This is a genomic window from Kitasatospora sp. NPDC051170 (assembly GCF_044455705.1).
Lineage (GTDB): Bacteria > Actinomycetota > Actinomycetes > Streptomycetales > Streptomycetaceae > Kitasatospora.
In genome coordinates this window covers 12,791-32,038 of sequence record NZ_JBITFA010000008.1, presented here as the reverse complement: position 1 = coordinate 32,038, position 19,248 = coordinate 12,791, and the positions used below count along the sequence as shown (strand labels likewise).

Annotated in this window: 16 protein-coding genes; 9 read left to right on the top strand and 7 right to left on the bottom strand. The window is 72.9% G+C overall.

Annotated features, from left to right (window positions below; translation table 11 throughout):
- The first annotated feature begins 84 nt into the window (after positions 1 to 84).
- The 4 genes from ACIBCA_RS18145 to ACIBCA_RS18130 all read left to right on the top strand — a co-directional run bounded on the left by ACIBCA_RS18145 (position 85) and on the right by ACIBCA_RS18130 (position 4,158).
- Entirely contained in the window at positions 85 to 789 is a 705-nt protein-coding gene (locus ACIBCA_RS18145) for a succinate dehydrogenase cytochrome b subunit (protein ID WP_396283896.1), read from the top strand.
- A gap of 8 nt (positions 790 to 797) precedes the next feature.
- Positions 798 to 2,741: a fumarate reductase/succinate dehydrogenase flavoprotein subunit gene (locus ACIBCA_RS18140; protein WP_396284137.1), complete on the top strand. Its 1,944-nt coding sequence runs from the start codon at positions 798 to 800 to the stop codon at positions 2,739 to 2,741.
- On the top strand, positions 2,738 to 3,478 hold the full coding sequence (locus tag ACIBCA_RS18135) for a succinate dehydrogenase/fumarate reductase iron-sulfur subunit (RefSeq protein WP_396283895.1): 741 nt from the start codon (positions 2,738 to 2,740) through the stop codon (positions 3,476 to 3,478). Before ACIBCA_RS18140 ends, ACIBCA_RS18135 begins: the two co-directional genes overlap by 4 nt.
- Before the next feature lie 365 nt (positions 3,479 to 3,843).
- Positions 3,844 to 4,158: a hypothetical protein gene (locus ACIBCA_RS18130; protein WP_396283894.1), complete on the top strand. Its 315-nt coding sequence runs from the start codon at positions 3,844 to 3,846 to the stop codon at positions 4,156 to 4,158.
- Positions 4,159 to 4,203: 45 nt separating this feature from the next.
- Here the strand turns inward: ACIBCA_RS18130 and ACIBCA_RS18125 are convergent, their stop codons facing one another.
- The gene (locus ACIBCA_RS18125) at positions 4,204 to 5,097 is read right to left on the bottom strand and encodes a DUF2797 domain-containing protein (protein ID WP_396283893.1); all 894 of its coding nucleotides are present in this window, start codon (positions 5,095 to 5,097) and stop codon (positions 4,204 to 4,206) included.
- 314 nt (positions 5,098 to 5,411) lie between these two features.
- Between ACIBCA_RS18125 and ACIBCA_RS18120 the strand changes: the two genes are divergently transcribed.
- Together ACIBCA_RS18120 and ACIBCA_RS18115 are read left to right on the top strand one after the other, a co-directional pair.
- Positions 5,412 to 5,630 (top strand): ferredoxin, encoded by a 219-nt coding sequence (locus ACIBCA_RS18120; protein WP_396283892.1) that lies wholly within the window; start codon positions 5,412 to 5,414, stop codon positions 5,628 to 5,630.
- 94 nt (positions 5,631 to 5,724) lie between these two features.
- Positions 5,725 to 6,933, top strand: a complete 1,209-nt coding sequence (locus tag ACIBCA_RS18115) for a cytochrome P450 (RefSeq protein WP_396283891.1) — start codon at positions 5,725 to 5,727, stop codon at positions 6,931 to 6,933.
- A gap of 127 nt (positions 6,934 to 7,060) precedes the next feature.
- Here the strand turns inward: ACIBCA_RS18115 and ACIBCA_RS18110 are convergent, their stop codons facing one another.
- Positions 7,061 to 7,261: a hypothetical protein gene (locus ACIBCA_RS18110; RefSeq protein ID WP_396283890.1), complete on the bottom strand. Its 201-nt coding sequence runs from the start codon at positions 7,259 to 7,261 to the stop codon at positions 7,061 to 7,063.
- A 152-nt stretch (positions 7,262 to 7,413) separates the two neighbouring features.
- Here ACIBCA_RS18110 and ACIBCA_RS18105 point away from each other — a divergent pair, with 152 nt between their 5' ends.
- The gene (locus ACIBCA_RS18105; RefSeq protein WP_396283889.1) at positions 7,414 to 9,549 is read left to right on the top strand and encodes a restriction endonuclease; all 2,136 of its coding nucleotides are present in this window, start codon (positions 7,414 to 7,416) and stop codon (positions 9,547 to 9,549) included.
- Positions 9,550 to 9,724: 175 nt separating this feature from the next.
- Here the strand turns inward: ACIBCA_RS18105 and efeU are convergent, their stop codons facing one another.
- The 4 genes from efeU to ACIBCA_RS18085 all read right to left on the bottom strand — a co-directional run bounded on the left by efeU (position 9,725) and on the right by ACIBCA_RS18085 (position 14,289).
- On the bottom strand, positions 9,725 to 10,585 hold the full coding sequence (efeU, locus tag ACIBCA_RS18100) for an iron uptake transporter permease EfeU (protein ID WP_396283888.1): 861 nt from the start codon (positions 10,583 to 10,585) through the stop codon (positions 9,725 to 9,727).
- Between the two features lie 102 nt (positions 10,586 to 10,687).
- Positions 10,688 to 11,974, bottom strand: coding sequence for an iron uptake transporter deferrochelatase/peroxidase subunit (gene efeB, locus ACIBCA_RS18095; protein ID WP_396283887.1), 1,287 nt, complete (start codon positions 11,972 to 11,974; stop codon positions 10,688 to 10,690).
- Between the two features lie 175 nt (positions 11,975 to 12,149).
- Positions 12,150 to 13,307: an iron uptake system protein EfeO gene (efeO, locus tag ACIBCA_RS18090; RefSeq protein ID WP_396283886.1), complete on the bottom strand. Its 1,158-nt coding sequence runs from the start codon at positions 13,305 to 13,307 to the stop codon at positions 12,150 to 12,152.
- 172 nt (positions 13,308 to 13,479) lie between these two features.
- Positions 13,480 to 14,289, bottom strand: a complete 810-nt coding sequence (locus tag ACIBCA_RS18085) for an ABC transporter ATP-binding protein (protein ID WP_396283885.1) — start codon at positions 14,287 to 14,289, stop codon at positions 13,480 to 13,482.
- Between the two features lie 204 nt (positions 14,290 to 14,493).
- Between ACIBCA_RS18085 and ACIBCA_RS18080 the strand changes: the two genes are divergently transcribed.
- Entirely contained in the window at positions 14,494 to 16,083 is a 1,590-nt protein-coding gene (locus tag ACIBCA_RS18080) for a M4 family metallopeptidase (RefSeq protein ID WP_396283884.1), read from the top strand.
- A 10-nt stretch (positions 16,084 to 16,093) separates the two neighbouring features.
- On the opposite strand, the gene ACIBCA_RS18075 is transcribed toward ACIBCA_RS18080, so the two are convergent.
- Positions 16,094 to 17,083, bottom strand: coding sequence for a hypothetical protein (locus ACIBCA_RS18075; RefSeq protein ID WP_396283883.1), 990 nt, complete (start codon positions 17,081 to 17,083; stop codon positions 16,094 to 16,096).
- Positions 17,084 to 17,197: 114 nt separating this feature from the next.
- On the opposite strand from ACIBCA_RS18075, the gene ACIBCA_RS18070 reads away from it, so the two are divergent.
- Positions 17,198 to 19,027, top strand: a complete 1,830-nt coding sequence (locus ACIBCA_RS18070; protein ID WP_396283882.1) for an acyl-CoA dehydrogenase — start codon at positions 17,198 to 17,200, stop codon at positions 19,025 to 19,027.
- Positions 19,028 to 19,248 lie beyond the last annotated feature (221 nt).

The window sequence follows — 19,248 nt, the reverse complement described above, 5'->3', positions numbered from 1 at the left end:
CGGCGCCTCCATAGCCAGGGCCTATCGTCACCAGCCGCATCATGTCTTGGACGCACCCCCGCGCACCTCCCTACCGTTGCCGCCATGACAACCGCGACGCGGACGGGCCGCCCTCCGTCCCTCCTCTTGAACCTGTGGCGGTCGACCGTCGGCAAGAAGGCCGTCATGGCCGTCAGCGGACTCCTCATGCTGCTGTACCTGGTCGCCCACATGCTGGGCAACCTGCAGATCTTCTTCGGGCCGGCCGAGATCAACCACTACGCCCACTGGCTGCGCACCCTCGGCACGCCGTTCCTGCGCTACGAGTGGCTGATCTGGATCTTCCGCGTCGGCCTGCTCGCGGCCGTCGTCGCGCACGGCGTCTCCGCGTACCAGCTCAGCCGCCGCGACCTCGCCGCCCGGCCCACCAAGTACGCCCACCGGCGCCGGCGTGCCAGCTACGCGACCCGCACGATGCGCTGGGGCGGAGTGATCCTCGGCCTGTTCGTGATCTGGCACATCCTCGACCTCACCACCGGCACCGTGAACCCCGCCGGCGAGCACGAGCACCCGTACCAGAACATCGTGGCCTCCTTCGACCGCTGGCCCGTCGCCCTGTTCTACATCCTCGCGGTGCTCGCCCTCGGCCTGCACATCCGGCACGGCTTCTGGAGCGCCGCCCAGACCCTCGGCGCCAACAACCCCCGCCGCGACCGCACCCTCAAGATCGCGGCCAACGGCCTCGCCCTCGCGCTGACCTGCGGATTCGTGTCCGTGCCCGTGGCCGTGATGATCGGAGTCGTCCAGTGAGTCGTCCTGTGAGCTACCTCGACTACACGATCGGCGACCCGGTCACCGACACCAAGGCCCCCGCCGGGCCCATCGAACAGCGCTGGGACGAGCGCCGCTTCCAGGCGAAACTCGTCAACCCGGCCAACCGGCGCAAACACACCGTGATCGTCGTCGGCACCGGCCTGGCCGGCGGCGCCGCCGGCGCCACCCTCGCCGAACAGGGCTACCACGTCGTCCAGTTCTGCTTCCAGGACTCCCCGCGCCGGGCCCACTCGATCGCCGCCCAGGGCGGTATCAACGCGGCCAAGAACTACCGCAACGACGGCGACTCCATCCGCCGCCTCTTCTACGACACCGTCAAGGGCGGCGACTTCCGCGCCCGCGAGTCCAACGTGCACCGGCTCGCCCAGGTGTCGGTGGAGATCATCGACCAGTGCGTCGCCCAGGGCGTGCCCTTCGCCCGCGAGTACGGGGGCCTGCTCGACACCCGCTCCTTCGGCGGCGTCCAGGTCTCCCGCACCTTCTACGCCCGCGGCCAGACGGGCCAGCAGCTGCTGCTCGGCGCCTACCAGGCGCTCTCGCGGCAGATCGCCGCCGGGAACGTGGAGATGCACCCGCGCACCGAGATGCTCGACCTGATCGTGGTCGACGGACGGGCCCGCGGCATCGTCGCCCGGGACCTGGTCACCGGCGAGATCCGCAGCTACACCGCCGACGCCGTCGTCCTCGCCAGCGGCGGCTACGGCAACGTCTTCTACCTCTCCACCAACGCCAAGAACTCCAACGCCACCGCGATCTGGCGGGCCCACCGGCGCGGCGCCCACTTCGCCAACCCCTGCTTCACCCAGATCCACCCCACCTGCATCCCGCGCTCCGGGGACCACCAGTCCAAGCTCACCCTGATGAGCGAGTCCCTGCGCAACGACGGCCGCATCTGGGTGCCCAAGGCCCAGGGCGACACCCGCCCGCCCGCGCAGATCCCCGAGGAGGAGCGCGACTACTACCTCGAGCGCATCTACCCCTCCTTCGGCAACCTGGTGCCCCGCGACATCGCCTCCCGCGCCGCCAAGAACGTCTGCGACGAGGGCCGCGGCGTCGGCCCCGGCGGGCAGGGCGTCTACCTCGACTTCGCCGACGCCATCCGCCGGCTCGGCCGGGCGGCCGTCGAGGCCAAGTACGGCAACCTCTTCGAGATGTACGAGCGCATCACCGCCGAGGACCCGTACCAGGTGCCGATGCGCATCTACCCGGCGATCCACTACACGATGGGCGGGCTCTGGGTGGACTACGACCTCCAGACCTCCGTACCCGGCCTGTTCGCCATCGGCGAGGCCAACTTCTCCGACCACGGCGCCAACCGCCTCGGCGCCAGCGCCCTGATGCAGGGCCTCGCCGACGGCTACTTCGTCCTGCCGCCCACCCTCAACGACTACCTCGCCCGCCACCCGCTGCCCGCCGTCCCCGGCGACCACCCCGCCGTCACCGAGGCGGAGGCCGAGGTCGGGGACCGGCTCAACCTGATCCTCGCCGTCGACGGCGACCGCACCCCCGACTCCTTCCACCGCGAACTCGGCGAACTCCTCTGGGACGAGTGCGGCATGGCCCGCGACGAAGCCGGCCTCAAGCGGGCCCTCGCCCGGATCCCCGAACTGCGCGAGGAGTTCTGGCGCCGCATCAAGGTCCCCGGCACGGGCCGGGAGCTCAACCAGTCCCTCGAGAAGGCCAACCGGCTCGTCGACTACTTCGAACTCGCCGAACTCATGTGCCTCGACGCCCTCCACCGCGCCGAGTCCTGCGGAGGCCACTTCCGCACGGAGAGCCAGACCCCCGAAGGCGAGGCCGCCCGCCGCGACGACACCTTCTCCTACGCCGCCGCCTGGGAGTTCACCGGCACCGGCACCGCCCCCGTCCTCCACCGCGAAGCCCTCGCCTTCGAACACGTCCACCCCACCCAGCGGAGCTACGCATGAACCTCACCCTTCGCATCTGGCGCCAGGCGGGCCCGGAGTCGGCCGGCTCGATGACCACGTACGAGGTGTCCGGGATCAGCCCCGACATGTCGTTCCTGGAGATGCTCGACACCCTCAACGAGGAGCTGATCCTGCGCGGGGACGAGCCCGTCGCGTTCGACCACGACTGCCGGGAGGGCATCTGCGGCGCCTGCGGCATGGTCATCAACGGGCAGGCGCACGGCCCGGAGCGCACCACCACCTGCCAGCTGCACATGCGGCACTTCGAGGACGGCGACACCATCGACGTCGAGCCCTGGCGGGCCGCCGCGTTCCCGGTGGTCAAGGACCTGGTCGTGGACCGCTCCGCCTTCGACCGGATCATCGGCTCCGGCGGGTACATCACCGCCCCCACCGGCAGCGCCCCCGAGGCCCACGCCACGCCCGTCCCCAAGGAGGTGGCGGACCTCGCCTTCGAGCACGCCGAGTGCATCGGCTGCGGCGCCTGCGTGGCGGCCTGCCCCAACGGCTCGGCGATGCTCTTCACCTCCGCCAAGGTCGTCCACCTCAACGTCCTCCCGCAGGGCGGCCCCGAGCGCACCTCCCGGGTGCGCGAGATGGTCGGCACGATGGACGCCGAGGGCTTCGGCGGCTGCACCAACACCGGCGAGTGCGCCACGGCCTGCCCCAAGGGCATCCCCCTGACCGGCATCGCCACCCTGAACCGGGAGTTCCTCCGCGCCTCCCTCGGCGGCTGAGGCTCCCTCTTCACGGTCGGCCCCTCGCGGCGGGAATCGTCAGACGCATCCCAGGCTCATCGCGAGGGGCCGACGTGCGTCCTGATGCCGATGGGGGCGCGTGGCTCCATCTCACGCTCCCCGTACGGGTGGTGGATCGGCGGCAGCGGTGCTCGTTCCCGGGAATTCGCGCTACGGTGGTCCTCCGCTACGGGAGGACGGCATATGCCCGAGGTTCAGTCCTGTTCCGGCTGCGGCGGGTCCGGGGGGACCCAGAAGACCGAGGCGACGGTCGATCTGGACGAGGAAGGAAGCATGGTGCCCAGGGTCCACGAGTACTGGTCACCCTGCGGTCGGTGCCACGGATCGGGAACGGTGATCGTCGGATGAGGCTGGTCTTCGAGTGCGTCGAGTGCGGTGGGCACTACCTGCCGCCCGAGAACATGAGCTACCCGGACGGGCCCGCCTCGCCCGTGTGGTGCTCCGCCTGCCAGGGCGCCAAACGGGCGGAGGGCCTGCGGGAGGACCCGCTGCTGGCCCGGGTCGCCCTGGCCGCCGCCCGCGCCGCGCTGGCGCGGCGGGCCGCCGACCAGAGTGAGCCCGTCGCCGCCCAGGGCCGCGGCGACGTCCGCCCGTCCCGGCCGCCGCTGTCGCGCCGGGCCCGGTCGGGGCCGGGCGGGGTGCGGGGAAAGCTCGGCTGAGCACGAGCTCCTGAGGAGTTCGCCCCACCGGGCGGAGCGGCCCGGTCAGAACAGCGCTTCCTGGGTGTCGGGCTCGGGCGGGCGGAGGCGGTGTTCGATGGTGAGGCCCTCGGTGGGGCGGGCGGCGGCGGGGGTGAGGGTCCAGCCGGTGAGGCGGCGGGTGTCGAGGAGGAGCGGGGGCGCGCCGGCGGGCTGGTCGAGGAAGAGGTGGCGGCCGACGGGTGGGCGCAGGGCTCCGGCGATGACGGCGCCGTCGGTGAGGGCGGTGATCTCGCCGTAGGACTCGGGGGCGCCGGTGGTGAGGCCGAAGCGGTCGACGTGGTCGACCACCGGGCGGTCGGTGAAGAGCTCCAGGGCGTGGCCGTCGAGGAGGCGGTGGGCGCGGTCGCGGGCCTCGGTGAGAACGGTGCGGCGGTGCGGTTCGTCGCCGTGGCGCCACCAGTGGTCCACCTTGAGACGGGATTTGAGGCGTTCGCGGGCCATTCCCGAGGCGGAGACGGTGAGTTCGGCGCGGCGTACGGCGGGCAGGCTGCCGCGGGCCGTCAACGCGTAGGCCAGGGCGCCCTGTTCGAGGAGGCGGCTGTCGCCGCGCTGCTCGGCGGTGAGGCCGACCTTGAGCAGGCCCTCGCCGAACCAGGCGAGGTAGAGCAGGTAGGTGCGGCCGTCGTCGAGGATCTGGTCCCGGGCGAGGGCGAGGCCCCGGTCCACACTCTGGCAGGCCGGGCACTGGGTGGCACCGCCGTCCGGGGCGACCGTCGCGTGGTGCGGGCAGGACGTGCGCTCCGTCGCCCCGGCCAGCCAGGCCCCGACGCACCGGCGCGGGCCGTGCAGCAGCCAGCCGACCTCGGCGCCCGGCTCCACCGCGCGCTCGTGCACCCGGGCGCCGGAGACGGCCCCGAGCAGGGCGCGGCCGCCGTGCCAGCTCAGGCCGGTCGACATCCATCCGGGACGCTGCACCCCGATCGTCACGCCTCTCCTCACGTGGAGCGGATCGAAAGGAGAGAGGCTACCCGGTGGCACCGACAGAGCGGGTGCCCGCGCGCTCATGAGCGGAGCCGGATGACCAGCGCGGCGAAGTACCGCCGATTGAAACGCACTACGCCGCACCGGGGTTCAGACACAGGGGCCGAATCAGCCATTCTCGATCCGGCCACCGTACCCCTCCGTAAGCGGACCAGCGGCGGCTAGGTTGACCGGGACAACGAGAGGCGGCCGCCGGGCAGCCGGCGCCGCCCTGGCGAAAGGTGCCCGACATGCAGGTGAGCGTCGACCGGGACCGTTGCTGTAGCTCCGGCATGTGCGTGACGAACGCCCCCGAGGTCTTCGACCAGGACGACCGGGACAGTCTCGTGAGGCTCCGTCGGACCGTCCTGCTGCCCGAGCAGTTCGACGACGTCAGACTCGCCTCCGAGCTCTGCCCGGGCCGGGCGATCACCGTCACCGGGGACGAGCCCCCGCACACCGGGGCCTGACGGACCCCCCGCCGCCGGCCCGACGGGCCGCTGGGCACCTTCCTGGGCTCCCTGAACCCCACGAGGAAACCCGCGACGTGAGGAAACCCCCGCCTTGACCACCACACCCACCGCCCCCGCCGTCCCGTTGCTGCCGGCCCGGCACTCCGGCGGCTGCCCGTTCGGCCCGCCGCCCGCGTACTCCGAGGCCGCCGCCACCGGGCCGGTGACCAGGGCCGAGCTGCCCGACGGCGACCTCTGCTGGCTGGTCACCGGCTTCGCCGAGGTCCGTACCGTGCTGTCCGACCGCCGGTTCAGCGCCGACATACGCCACCCGGCCTTCCCGCTGCTGATCGCCGGCGCTCGCGAGCTGATCACCGACAATCCGGACTTCCTGCGGCTCGACGACCCCGAGCACGCCCGCCAGCGCCGCATGATCACCGGGGAATTCCTGGTCAAGCGGGTGGAGGCGCTGCGCCCGGAGATCCAGCGGATCGTGGACGAGACACTGGACCGGATGACCGCGGGCCGGACCACGGCCGACCTGGTCACCGACTTCGCGCTGCCGGTGCCCTCGCTGGCGATCTGCCTGCTGCTCGGCGTGCCGTACGAGGACCACGACCGCTTCCAGGGCCTGAGCCGCACGATGCTCAGCCGGGAGAGCACCGTGGAGCAGCTCCGGGAGGCCCAGGAGGAGGTCCGGGCGTACCTGCGCGACCTGACGGCCCGCAAGCGCGCGCAGCCGGAGGACGACGCCCTCAGCCGACTGGCGGCGCGGGACGACCTGACCCCGGACGACGTGGCCGGCATGGCCGTGCTGCTGCTGGTCGCCGGGCACGAGACGACCGCGAACATGATCTCGCTGTCGACGGCGCTGCTGCTGGAGCACCCCGAGCAGATCCCCGGCCTGGCCGACCCGGCCACCCTGCCGGGCGCGGTGGAGGAGCTGCTGCGGCTGCTGACCATCGTGCACACCGGCCTGCCCCGGGTGGCGCTGGAGGACGTGGAGCTGGGCGGCGTCACCGTCCGGGCCGGGGAGGGCGTGATGGCGATGCTCTCCACCGCCAACCGGGAGGAGGCGGTGTTCGGCGGCGCCGGCCGTCGGGCGACGGACGAACTGGACCTGGAGCGGGACGCCCGGCGGCACCTGGCGTTCGGCTTCGGCGTGCACCAGTGCCTGGGCCAGCCGCTGGCCCGCGCCGAACTCCAGATCGCCCTGGAGACGCTGTTCCGCCGGCTGCCGGGGCTGCGGCTGACCGGCGAGCGCGAGTTCCGCACCGAGTCGTTCATCTACGGGATGCGGTCACTGCCCGTGGCTTGGTGAGCGGATCCCGCTCCTCGTCGAAGGCCGGTGGGCGCCCGCCGCGTGAACCTTTGCGCAGGCGGGCGGCACCGGCCCGCCCCCGGTGCGGGATCCCGTCGATCACCCGGCAGGATCCGAAGGAGAGGGCCTAAGCGGACCGGCCGACCCCGACGGAGAACGCCCCGTACGTGTTGCCCGTGTCCGGGCTGGCCGTCCGGGTCCACTGCCCGGCGGGCGGGGCGCTGTTGCCGCTGGGCCAGTCGGCGTGCGCCGCGCCGGCCGTCAGGGCGGCGATGCCGGCGGCAGCGGCGGCGGCCACGGCGAGGCGGCGAAGGGCGTTGTGCTGCATGAACTCTCCCCCGGAGTAGGCTTCCTGGCGATCCTCACCCACCCCGGTCCCGGTGTCCAGCGCCCGGGCGGGATGCGCAGGTCGCGGCGGGTTCACCGGGCGTTCTATTGTGGCCGAGCGCGACAGCGCGGTGACGTGAATGGGGTGGAACGGTGGCGGGGCGGCGGAACAGCGGGGTGCTGGCGATCTGGGCGGAGGCGCAGCGGCAGCAGCAGCGCCGGGAGGAGGCCCGCTGGCGTGCCGAGGCGGCGGAGCTGCGGCGGCACGAGCGTGACCAGCGGGAGGCGCAGCGGGCGGCCACCCGTGACGAGCGGGAGGCGAAGGCCGCCTACCAGCAGTCGCGGGAGGCGGAGGCGGCGCAGCGGACGGCCGAACTGGACGCCAGGGTCGGGGAGTTGCGCGGTCTGCTGGCGGCCGGTCTGGCGGCGCCCGCGTTCGGGCCGCAGGTGCTGTTGGCGGCGCCCCCGATGGCGCCGTTCGATCCGGGTCCGCTGGGTGTGGCGGTGGCGATGCCGGACCAGCGTGATCCGAAGTACTACGTGACGCCGCCGGACGCCGTCCAGGCCCGTGACCCCGGGGTGCGGCGCCAGTACGAGCAGTACCTGGCGCAGGCCCGGGCCGAGTTCGAGCGGGACTGGTACGCGGCGCAGGCGAGGGAGGCGGAGCGCCAGCAGCGGCTGGCCGGTTACCACGAGGAGTACCTGGCGTGGGCGGAGCGCTTCCGTCGGGAGGACGCCAAGCGGGCGGCCGCCACGGAGGAGTTGCTGCAGCGTCTGCGGGCGGGTGAGCCGGAGGCCGTGCAGGAGTACTTCTCGGCGGGGCTGTACGCCTCGGCGGCCTGGCCGGAGGGTTTTCCGCACGCGCTGGTGGCGGCCTGGGACGCGGCGAACCGGGAGCTGGTGGTGAACTGGGAGCTGCCGGGCCCGGACGTGGTGCCGGCGGCGGCCCGTGTGCGGTACGTGAAGTCGGACGACCGCGAGGCGGAGGTGGCCCGCCCGGCGGCGGAGCGCAAGGCGCTGTACAAGGAGGTGCTGGCGCAGTCGGCGCTGCGGGTGGCGGCGGAGCTGTTCCGGGCGGACCGGGACGGCCTGCTGGACTCGGTGGTGGTGAACGGCTTCGTGCAGGGGATCGATCCGGCGACGGGCCGGGAGGCGGAGCGCTTCCTGTCGACGCTGACGGCCTCCCGTGCGGACTTCGCCGCCCTGGCGCTGGACCGGGTGGCTCCGGTGGACTGCCTGGTGGGCCTGGGCGGCAAGCTGTCCTCGCGTCCGGAGCGGCTGGACGAGGTGAAGCCGGGCCGGCTGCCGGAGCAGGTGAGCGGCAGTGTGGCGGGGCAGGGCGGGGAGGGCGATCCGGACCTCTTCGAGATGGACCCGATCGAGTTCGAGGAGCTGATCGCGGAGCTGTTCCGGCTGCGCGGTTTCCGCGTGATGACCACGGCCCGCAGCGGGGACGTCGGCGTGGACGTGGTGGCCGAGGACCTGGATCCGGTGACGGGCGGAAAGATCGTCATCCAGGCCAAGCGGTACCGGAAGACGGTGCCGCCGACGGCCGTGCGGGACCTGGAGTCGACGGTGCGCCACCACGGCGCGATCAAGGGCGTCCTCGTCACCACCGCGGGTTTCGGCCGGGGCTCGTACGCCTACATCGAGGGCAAGCCGCTGACGCTGGTGACCGGCCCCGAGCTGGTGGACCTGCTGGCCGAGCAGGGCCTGCGCGGTCGCCTCGGCGGCGGTCCGGCGCCCGCCGCCGAGGCGCCGCGGGAGGAGGCGGCGGAGAGCGCGCTGACGGTGAGCTGGCAGAGCCGGGCCGCGACCGGGGGCGCGGTGGAGCTGGATGTGACGGCCTTCCTGTGCGCGGGCGGGCGGGTGCTGAGCGACGAGCACTTCGTCTTCTTCAACAACCCGCAGGATCCGGACGGCGCGGTGCGGCTGCACCCGACGCGGTCGGTGCCGGGCGAGCCGGTGCGGGAGGCCCGGCTGAGCGTGGACCTGCTGCGGCTGCCGACGGCGGTGCAGGAGGTGGTGGTCGCGGTCTCCACCGAGGAGGAGGAGCCCGGTCCGCTGCCGCTGGGCCAGGTGTACGGGCTGGCGGTGGGGGCCTCGTACGCTCCGGGCGCGGACGGGCCGGCCCGCTGGCCGGGCGCCAACGGGGGCGTGCCGGACTCGGCGATGCTGCTGGGCTCGTTCCGGCGGGCGCGGGGCGGCTGGCGGTTCGAGCCGTCGGGCCGCACGGTGACGGCGGGCCTGGCGGGGCTGGCGACGGCCTTCGGCGTCTCGGTGGAGTAGACCCCGGGTGACTTTGGTCCTCCGGGGCGGGTCATACCGCGGGAGGAGACCGGCCCCCGGCGCCACCCGCCGCCAGGTCGGCCGCTCGGTGAGCGCGTAGCCGCGCCCGCACGCGCAGGAGCCCCCGGACGGATTCCGAGAATCCTCCGGGGGCTCCTGCGCGTGAACGCGCCGGTCAGGCGGCCGGCTCGGCGCCGGCCGGCTTGGCCTCGACGGGCTTCGCGGGCTTGGACCTGCCGCCGCCGAGGAGGCCGAAGAAGACGGCCAGGGTCGGCACCAGGTAGAGCAGCCAGACGACCAGCTGGAGCACCGTCGGGTCGGGCTGGAAGTTGAACACGCCCTTGAGCAGCGTCCCGTACCAGCTGTCCTTCGGGATGGTGCTGGAGATGTCGAAGGCCGTCGAGTGCAGGCCCGGCAGCCAGCCGGCCTCCTGGAGGTCGTGCACGCCGTACGCGAGCACGCCCGCGGCGACCACGACCAGCATCGCGCCGGTCCAGGTGAAGAACCTCGCCAGGTTGATCTTCAGCGCGCCCCGGTAGAACAGCCAGCCGAGCACCACCGAGGTGAGCAGGCCCAGCGCCGCGCCGACCAGCGGGTTCCAGCCGTCGTCGGTGGCCTGCACCGCGGACCAGATGAACAGCGCCGTCTCCAGCCCCTCCCGGCCGACGGCCAGGAAGGAGGTGACCACCAGGGCCGTGGTGCCCATCGCGAGCGCCGCGTCCAGCTTGCCGTGCAGCTCGGTCTTCAGGTGGCGGGCGGTGCGGCGCATCCAGAAGACCATCCAGGTCACCAGGCCGACGGAGATGATCGACAGCGAGCCGCCGAGCGCCTCCTGCGCCTCGAAGGTGAGCTGCGAGGAGCCGAACTGCAGCACCGCGCCGAAGACCATGGAGAGCACCACGGCCGAGCCGACGCCGAGCCACACCGGCGGCAGCTTGTCCCGGCGGCCGGTCTTGACCAGGTAGGCGATCAGGATGCAGACGACCAGGCTGGCTTCGAGACCTTCGCGCAGGCCGATCAGGTAGTTGCCGAACACGGCTGACTCCTCGGGGTGTGGGGGGTGGGAGCGGGATCAACCCGGGAACGACCCGGGATCAGCCTGGGGCCGACCCGGGATCGACCCGGGAACGACCATGGGTCAGCCGAACAGGGCCTGACCCCACCACTCCCCCGGCTTGCGGACGCCCGCCGGGCAGGCGAAGTGGGCGGAGCCGACGTGCTGGATGTACTCGTTGAGCTTGTCGCTGCCCGCGAGCCGCTGCTGGAGGGGGACGAACGCCTTGCGGGTGTCACGCTGGTAGGCGAGGAAGAACAGGCCCGCGTCGAGGCGGCCGAGGCCGTCCGTGCCGTCGGTGAAGGAGAAGCCGCGGCGCAGGATCATCAGGCCGTTGTTGGCGTCGGGGTGCGCGAGGGCGACGTGCGAGTCGGCGGGCATCGCCTTCAGGTCGGGGGCGTCGTGCTCCTTGGCCTTGCCGTACGGGGCGCCCTCGCCCTTGGTGCGGCCGAAGACGTCCTCCTGCTCCTTGAGCGCGGTGCGGTCCCAGGTCTCGATGTGCATCCGGATGCGCCGGGCGACGAGGTAGGAGCCGCCGGTCATCCAGTCCGCGCCGTCGCCGGGGGCGGCCCAGACGTGCTCGCCGAGCTTGGCGTCGTCGGTGCCGGCGATGTTGTGGGTGCCGTCCTTGAAGCCCATCAGGTTGCGCGGGGTCTGCGCGTCCGGGGTGGTGGAGGAGGTCTTGCCGAAGCCGAGCTGGGACCAGCGGATGCCGACGGTGCCCATGCCGATGCGGGCCAGGTTGCGGATGGCGTGCACGGCCACCTGCGGGTCGTCGGCGCACGCCTGCACGCAGATGTCGCCGCCACTGCGCTGCGGGTCGAGCTTGTCGCCCTTGAAGCCCGGCAGGTCGATCAGCGCCTCGGGCCGCTTGGCCTTGAGGCCGAAGCGGTCCACGCCGTCCTTCTCGAACAGGCTCGGGCCGAAGCCGATGGTGAGGGTGAGCCGGGAGGCGGGCAGGCCCAGGGCCTCACCGGTGTCGTCCGGGGGCGCCTCGGGCAGTCCGGTCGCGGCGCCGGTGCCGACCTCGCGGCCGCCGGTCATCGCGGCGGCGGCCTTCGTCCACTCCTTGAGCATCTTCACCAGGGATTCCCTGGTGGCGCGCTCGGAGACGTCGAAAGCGGCGAAGTGCAGCCGGTCCTGGACGGGCGTGGCGATGCCGGCCTGGTGCTCGCCGTAGAAGGGCACCTCCGCGGCGGTCGGCGCGGGGGCGGCCGCCGGGGCCGCATCGTCCTGCCGGGTGGCGGCGGCGACGGAGCCCACGGCGGCGGCGCCGAGGGCGACTCCCGCGCCGGCCCAGCCGATGACGGCTCGGCGGCTGACGTTGCTGCCAGCCGACGACTGGTTCTGCTGCTCGTTCTCGGCGTCCATCGGCGGGCCGGACCCTTCTCGTTGTGCTGGTTGCTACTGGACCCGCGGAGGCCGTGGCGCCCGGTTCGGGCGGCCACGGCTTCGGTGGGGTGGGACTGCTCGGCTGCCGGGTCGACTACTCGACGACCTGCTCGGCGACCTGCCTGACGACCTACCTGACGACCTACTCGACGACCTACTTGACGACCACGGCGGCGGCCAGCTTCGACAGCGGCTCACCGAGGGAGTTGACCGCGTCGGAGAAGGTCTTGCGCTCGGCCTCGGTGACCTTGTCGTAGGAGGTGAAGGTGCCATCCGCCTGCTTGTACTTCGCGAGCAGGGCGTTGATGGCGGCGAACTCGGAGTCCAGGGTCTTGGCGAGCTCCGCGTCCTTCGCCGAGGCGACGGGCTTGAGCAGCTCGTACGCCTTCAGCGCGCCCTCGACGTTGGCCTGGAAGTCGGCCAGGTCGGTGTGGCTGTAGCGGTCCTCCTCGCCGGTGATCTTGTTGGTGGCGACCTCGTCCAGCAGCTCCTTGGCGCCGTTGGCCATGCTGGTCGCGGTGATCTCGGCGGAGGGGATCTTCTTCTGCCAGTCCTTCAGGTCGTTGACCAGCTGGTCGGCGAGGGTCTTCTCCTCGTCGCCGACCTTGCCGTCGGCCCACAGGGCCTTCTCCAGGCGGTGCCAGCCCGTCCACGGCTTGCCCTGCTCGACCTTGTCCTCGCGGGTGTCGGTCTTCGGGTCCACGTCGCCGAAGCTCTCCGCGACGGGCTCGGTGCGCTCCCAGCCGGTGCGCGAGGGGGCGTAGAGGGACTTGGCCTTCTCCACGTCGCCGGCCTTGATCGCCCCGGCGAAGGACTCGACGGCCGGGATGGTCGCGTCGGCCTGCTCCTGGGCGTACTTGCGGTACGCGTCGACGGCGGCGGTCAGCCGCGGGTCGGCCGGGGCGGCGGCGCTGCCGCTCTCGCCGCCGGTGACGGTGATCTTCTGGCGGATGCCGTCGCCGACCATGCCGGGCTTGCAGGCGATCTCGTACGAGCCGGCCTTGATCTCGGCGTTGATGCTCGCCTTGGTGCCGGGGCCGATGTTCTCGCGCTCGGTGACGATCTTGTCGCCCTCGCCGTAGACGTAGACCTCGGTGGTCTTGGAGCCCTTGTTCGCGATGTCCAGGACGACGTGGCCGGCCGGGAAGGTGGTCTTGGAGACCTCGCAGGCGGTGTCGGTCGCGTTCACCTTGACCGCGTCCGCGTCGCCGCCGGCCTTGTCGTCCTTCTTGGCGGAGCAGCCGGACAGGGCGGCGGTCGCCACGGCGAGGGAGAGCAGCACGGCTGCGGCGGAACGACGACGGGCGGACATGCGGGCTCCAACGGAAAAGGGCAGGGGGGTGCCATGGGAGCGGGCCGCCGGACGGATCGGCGTTCCGCGTTTAGCTGAGGCATACCTTACGTAGGGATGCCTCACCTTCGACACCCACCCCCCTGACCGTTACCTTTCCGGCATCCGGCGCGACCACCGCTCCGGCGCGGGTCTACCTCTCCGGCATCCGGCGGGTCGCCGCCCGGGCCGTCCAGCGGCCCTCGTGGCGGCTGATGCGGATCGGGTGGCCGAAGGTCTCGCTGATCAGCTCCGTGGTCATCACCTCGTCCACCGGCCCGGCGGCCACACACTCGCCGCCGCGCAGCAGCAGGGCGTGGGTGGTGCTCTCGGGCAGCTCCTCCAGGTGGTGGGTGACCAGCACGCTGGCCAGCTCGGGGTGCTGGTGGCGCAGCAGGTCGAGGCTGTCCAGCAGCAGTTCGCGGGCGGTGAGGTCGAGGCCCGTGGCGGGTTCGTCGAGCAGCAGCAGCCGGGGGCTGGGCATCAGGGCGCGGGCGATCAGGGCCCGGCCACGCTCGCCCTGGGAGAGGGTGGTCCAGGGGGCGTCGGCCATCGCAGTCATGCCGAGCGTGCCGATGAGGAGTTCGGCGCGCTCGACGGCCTCGGGGGCGGGCTTGCGGTGCAGGTCGGGCTCGATGGTGCCGGCGTACCCGGTGAGCACCACCTCCCGTACGGTCAGCGGGGAGCGCAGCGGGTGGCGGGGGTTGACGTGCCCGAGGTGGGCGCGCAGTTCGCGGATGTCGACCCGGCCGAGGCGCCGGCCGAGCACGTCGACCTCGCCGCGGGTGGGGTGGGAGACGGCGCCGAGCAGCGAGAGCAGCGTGGACTTTCCCGCGCCGTTGGGGCCGAGCAGGGCCCAGTGCTCGCCGGGTTCGATGCTCAGGGTGATCCCGCGCAGCAGGTGGCGCCCGTCGCGGACGACGTCGACGTCACGGGTGCGCAGCAGGGGGGAGAACGAGCTCATGGGTGCACCGTACAACCACCGGTTCGCGGCCCGCTCGGAGTCCTGCTGAAAACCGATCAGCTGTTGGTTAGTTACTGATCACTTTTGATTTGAGCAGGACACGACTTGGCAAAGTTATGACTTTTCCTCTAGCTGCTCGTGACCGATCACCGTCAATCTCTTCGCAGCTCTACTCCCTGCATCTCCACCCCACTTGGAGCCTGCGTGTCCCCCACCTCCCTCCGGCGTGCCCGCACGGCGGCCGCCGTCGCCGTCGTCGCCGCCCTCGCAGCCGTGACCGTCCCCGCCACCACCGCCTCCGCCGCGCCCGGCATGCGCGAGGCCGCGATAGCCCAGGCCCGCGCCAACGTCGCCCGCAACGCCGGGGTGTTCGGCTTCGGCGCGGGCCAGGACCTCGTCCTCAAGGACGTCGTCCTCGATGCGGACGGCGCCTCCCACGTCCGCTTCGACCGCACCTACCAGGGCCTTCCCGTCGTCGGCGGCGACCTGGTCGTCCATCAGGACGCGCGCGGCAAGCTCAAGGACAGCACCCGCGCCGCCGCCCACCAGCCCGCCGTCGCCTCCACCGTCCCCAAGGTGCCCGCGCAGAGCGGCGCCGCCGACGCGCTCACCGCCGCCCTCGGCGTCCGGGACGCCGTCAGCACCCCCGAACTCGTCGTCTGGGCCGCCGACGGCACGCCCCGCCTCGCCTGGCGCACCACCGTCGAGGGCACCGGCGACCACGGCCAGCCCGCCGGCCGCGTCGTCGTCACCGACGCCACCACCGGCGAGCAGATCGAGGCGTACGACGCCGAGCACCAGGCCACCGGCACCGGGAACTCCGAGTACACCGGCACGGTCACCGTCGACACCACCCCCGTCTCCGGCGGCTACACCCTGACCGACCCGATCCGCGGCCACGTCACCAAGGACGCCCACAACCTCTCGTCGAGCTCGATCAAGGCCACCTCGGGCACCGCGTTCACCAGCACCACCAACGTCTTCGGCGACGGCAAGAAGTTCTCCACCGACCGCTCCACCGCCGCCGTCGACGCCCACGCCAACACCGCCTGGACGTACGACTACTACAAGAACGTCCACGGCCGCAGCGGCATCAAGAACGACGGCAAGGGCGCCACCGTCTTCGTCCACGTCGGCACCAACTGGGACAACGCCCAGTGGTCCGACGCCTGCTTCTGCATGATGACCGGCGACGGCGACGGCACCACCGACCCCGAGCAGGTCGACCTCGACACCATGGGCCACGAGATGACCCACGGCGTCACCAGCGCCACCGCCAACCTGCGCTACAGCGGCGAGTCCGGCGGCCTCAACGAGTCGACCAGCGACATCTTCGGCACCATGGTCGAGTGGTACGCCAACAACTCCGTCGACAAGGGCGACTACCTGTTCAGCGACCAGTCCACCCCGCCGTGGCTGCGCCGCTTCGACAAGCCCTCCCTCGACGGCCGCTCCGCCGACTGCTGGAGCAGCTCCGTCGGCAAGCTCGACGTCCACAACTCCTCCGGCGTCGGCAACCACTGGTTCTACCTCGCCAGCGAGGGCAGCGGCACCAAGACCGTCAACGGCGTCACCTACAACAGCCCCACCTGCAACGGCTCCTCGCTGGCCGGCATCGGCAACCAGAAGGTCGCCAAGATCTGGTACCGCGCGCTGACCGTCTACATGACCTCCACGACCAACTACAAGGGCGCCCGCGCCGCCTCCCTCAACGCCGCCCGGGACCTGTACGGCTCCGGCAGCGCCGAGTACACCGCCGTGGCGGCGGCGTGGAGCGGGGTCAACGTCAACTAGCCAGTTCCTGCTAGCTCTTGAAACCGACGTGGACGTGGTCGTGGTGGGTGTCGTCGGTGAAGAACTGGTTGCCGACGCCGCCCTGGACCGCCAGCGGCCCGCCCACGTTGTACGAACCGGCGGCGGCCGCGTCCCGCATGAACTGCTCGATCAGGCCGCGGGACGTGGCCCGGTCCACCACGGGGTGACCGTCGATCCGCCACACGTCGAAGGCCCGGCCCAGCGGATGGTCGCTGGGCCGGGTCGTCCCGAACACGTCCAACGGGTGCCCGCTGCGCACCACGCTCACCGAGAAGGCGTACGGGCCGGCCAGGCGCAGCATCGCCTCCAGCACGCTGTCGTGCACGGCACCGCTGCGCAGATCCGCCACCGCCTCGGGCGGCAGCTCGATCCTCGGCTCGGCCAGCACCCTGGCCACCGCCGGGGCGGGGGTGGCGGCGGCCGCCCCCGGGGCGCCCGGGTGCAACTCGGTGACCGTCCAGCGGGGCTCGGCGCGGCTGAGGCGGACGTCCACGGTGGTGCCACCCTCCACCACCGACCCGTCGGGGCCGCGCGTCCAACGGCGGCAGACGACCAGCACGCTCGCCGAGTCGTCCAGCAGGCCCCCGTACTGGGCGTCCACCACCTCGACCGTGGCCTCGGGCTCCCCGGTGATCAGCCCCTGCGCCTGCTCCACCAGCCCGCCCGGCAGCCCCAGCACCACCACCCGCCGACGGGCCGCCTCCACCCCCTGCCCGCCGACCGGCCAGGCGGCCACGGCGGCAACCACCTCGACGGCGCGGCGCTTGACGTCCGGCTGCAGCTCATCCGGCCCGGGCTGCCAGAGCGCCGGGCCGGGCAGCGGCACCTGCGCGGGAGCCTGGACGGCCTCCCGCGTCCCGGTGGGAGTCCCGCTCGGGCCCGGCCTCCCTCCCCCAGCACCCGCACACCCGGTCACCAGCAGCCCCGCCCACAGCACCGTCCGCCGAGCCACACCCGTGCCGTTCGCGACGCTCGTCATGCGGCCAGTATCGGACCGAACCTCCCGGGGCGCCGATCGGAGATCCTCGTCACAGGGCCGTAACCTCGCCCCCGCCCGGGCTTTGTCATTGGCATGACGCCAATCATGACGCCGATGACGAACGACCTCTCCCGCCTCCTCTTCGGCCCCGACCGCCACCGCGTCCACGGCCCCTGGCGCGCCCTCGTCGCCGACCCCGCCATGCACCGCCTCCCCGAGACCCCGGTGGCGGATCAGATCGACGCCTCCTACCGGCGGTTGAAGGAGCTCAACGCCCGTACCGACCCGGCAGCCCTGGCCGCCGATCCCCGGCAGCTCGCCGCCCTGCACGAGTGGACGGGGGTGGTCGACGGCGGGCTGACCGTGCTGGCCGGCATCCACTACAACCTCTTCCTCGGCACCCTGCTCGACCACGACCCCTCCCCCAAGCGCCCCTTGGACGACTTCCTGCGGATGGACCGGATCGGCACCTTCCTGTGCACCGAACTGGGCCACGGCAACGACGCCGCGGCCCTGGAGACGGTGGCGGACTACGACCGCACCGACCGCTCCTTCATCCTGCACACCCCCGGGCCCTCCGCCCGCAAGTTCATGCCGAACACCGGCCCGGCCGGCGGGCCGAAGTCCGCCGTGGTCGCCGCCCGCCTGCGCGTCGAGGGGCGTGACCACGGGATCTTCCTCTTCCTCACCCCCCTGACCGACGAGGACGGCGGCCCGCTGCCCGGGGTCGCCGTCCGTCCGCTGCCGCAGCGCCCCGGCAGCCCCGTCGACCACTGCGTGACCTCCTTCGACCGGGTCCGGCTGCCGTTCGAGGCCCTGCTGACCGGCGCGCACGGCCGGCTCGCCGACGACGGCACGCTGAGCAGCGCCTACGGCAGCAGGCGGAAACGGTTCCTCACCGCGATCGGCCGGGTGACCACCGGCAAGCTGTGCATGAGCGCCGGTGCGCTCGGCGCGGCCCGGGCGGCCCTCGCCACGGCCGTCCGGTACGCGCACCACCGCGAGGTGACGGGCGCCCGCCCCGACCGGCGCGTCCCGGTGTGGACCCACCGCACCCACCACGGGCCGCTGCTGGAGGGGCTGGCCACCGCGTACGCGATGACCGCCCTGCACCGCGCCACGGTCGAGCGCTGGGCCGCCCACGACCCGGCCGACCCGGAGGCCTCCGCCACCGCCGAACGGCAGGTCGCCGTCACCAAGGGCTGGACGACCTGGCAGGCCCGCGACCTGATCATCGAGGCCCGCGAACGGTGCGGCGCCCAGGGGCTGCTGCCGGTCAACGGGATCACCGCCTACGCGGCGGACATCGAGGGCACCATCACCGCCGAGGGCGACAACCTGGCGCTCTGGGCCAAGGCGGGCGCCGAACTCCTGCTGGAGTCCGAGCCCCCGGCTCCCGCCGGCACCGACCTGCCCGGGGACCTCGGCTCGCTCGACGACCTCGACGACCTCGGCTCACTCGACGACCCGGCCGTCCGCCAGCGCCTGCTGCGGGCGGCCGTCCGGCTGCGGCTGGCCCGCGCCCGCGCCCGGCTGCGCGAGGCCCCCGCCCGGGACGGCCTGCGCCGGTGGAACGCCGCCGCACCCGACGCCCTGGCCGCCGTCACCGCGCACGCCGAGCACGAGGCCGCCGCCGCCCTCCTCGCCTGGGCCGGAGCCGCCCGCGACGACACCGCCCGGGCGCTGCTGCACGACCTGCACCGGCTGTTCACCCTGCGCCGGATCGACGCCCACGGGACGCTGCTGCTGGGCGCCGGGGAGCTGACCCCCGGACAGGCAGCCGCTCTTCCGGACGTGCAGGAACGATCCTTCGGACGGCTGGTGGAGCACGCACTCGCGCTGGTGGACGCCTTCGACCTGCCCGACGCCTTCCACGCCGCCCGGCCCATCACCGGCCGGGCCTACCAGGACGCCTTCGCCTCCATGTCCGTCCGCTCCGCCTGAGCCCGCCGGCCCCCACCCGCCGGGGGCGGCCGGAGGACCTCGGCCTCCGGCAACCTCCGACCGACGGCGCGTGAGAAGTCGACCCCGTCGACTTCTCACGCCAGGACTGGTCCGGTGGAAGGGCAGGGGTCGCTGTCGTGGGGGTCGGACAGCCTGCCCGGACGGCTGATACGGATCCACCGGTACCCGTTCCGGCCGGGCTGACCGAAGCCCCCGGCCGC

What these genes read in the sequence shown, in the direction of transcription:
- ACIBCA_RS18085 (WP_396283885.1), bottom strand. Translation starts at nt 14,289, where the DNA reads ATGAGCTCGTTCTCCCCCCTGCTGCGCACCCGTGACGTCGACGTCGTC.
- ACIBCA_RS18110 (WP_396283890.1), bottom strand. Translation starts at nt 7,261, where the DNA reads ATGCAGCACAACGCCCTTCGCCGCCTCGCCGTGGCCGCCGCCGCTGCC.
- efeB (WP_396283887.1), bottom strand. Translation starts at nt 11,974, where the DNA reads ATGGACGCCGAGAACGAGCAGCAGAACCAGTCGTCGGCTGGCAGCAAC.
- ACIBCA_RS18070 (WP_396283882.1), top strand. Translation starts at nt 17,198, where the DNA reads ATGACGAACGACCTCTCCCGCCTCCTCTTCGGCCCCGACCGCCACCGC.
- ACIBCA_RS18145 (WP_396283896.1), top strand. Translation starts at nt 85, where the DNA reads ATGACAACCGCGACGCGGACGGGCCGCCCTCCGTCCCTCCTCTTGAAC.
- ACIBCA_RS18125 (WP_396283893.1), bottom strand. Translation starts at nt 5,097, where the DNA reads ATGTCGACCGGCCTGAGCTGGCACGGCGGCCGCGCCCTGCTCGGGGCC.
- ACIBCA_RS18130 (WP_396283894.1), top strand. Translation starts at nt 3,844, where the DNA reads ATGAGGCTGGTCTTCGAGTGCGTCGAGTGCGGTGGGCACTACCTGCCG.
- ACIBCA_RS18135 (WP_396283895.1), top strand. Translation starts at nt 2,738, where the DNA reads ATGAACCTCACCCTTCGCATCTGGCGCCAGGCGGGCCCGGAGTCGGCC.
- ACIBCA_RS18120 (WP_396283892.1), top strand. Translation starts at nt 5,412, where the DNA reads ATGCAGGTGAGCGTCGACCGGGACCGTTGCTGTAGCTCCGGCATGTGC.
- efeO (WP_396283886.1), bottom strand. Translation starts at nt 13,307, where the DNA reads ATGTCCGCCCGTCGTCGTTCCGCCGCAGCCGTGCTGCTCTCCCTCGCC.
- ACIBCA_RS18075 (WP_396283883.1), bottom strand. Translation starts at nt 17,083, where the DNA reads ATGACGAGCGTCGCGAACGGCACGGGTGTGGCTCGGCGGACGGTGCTG.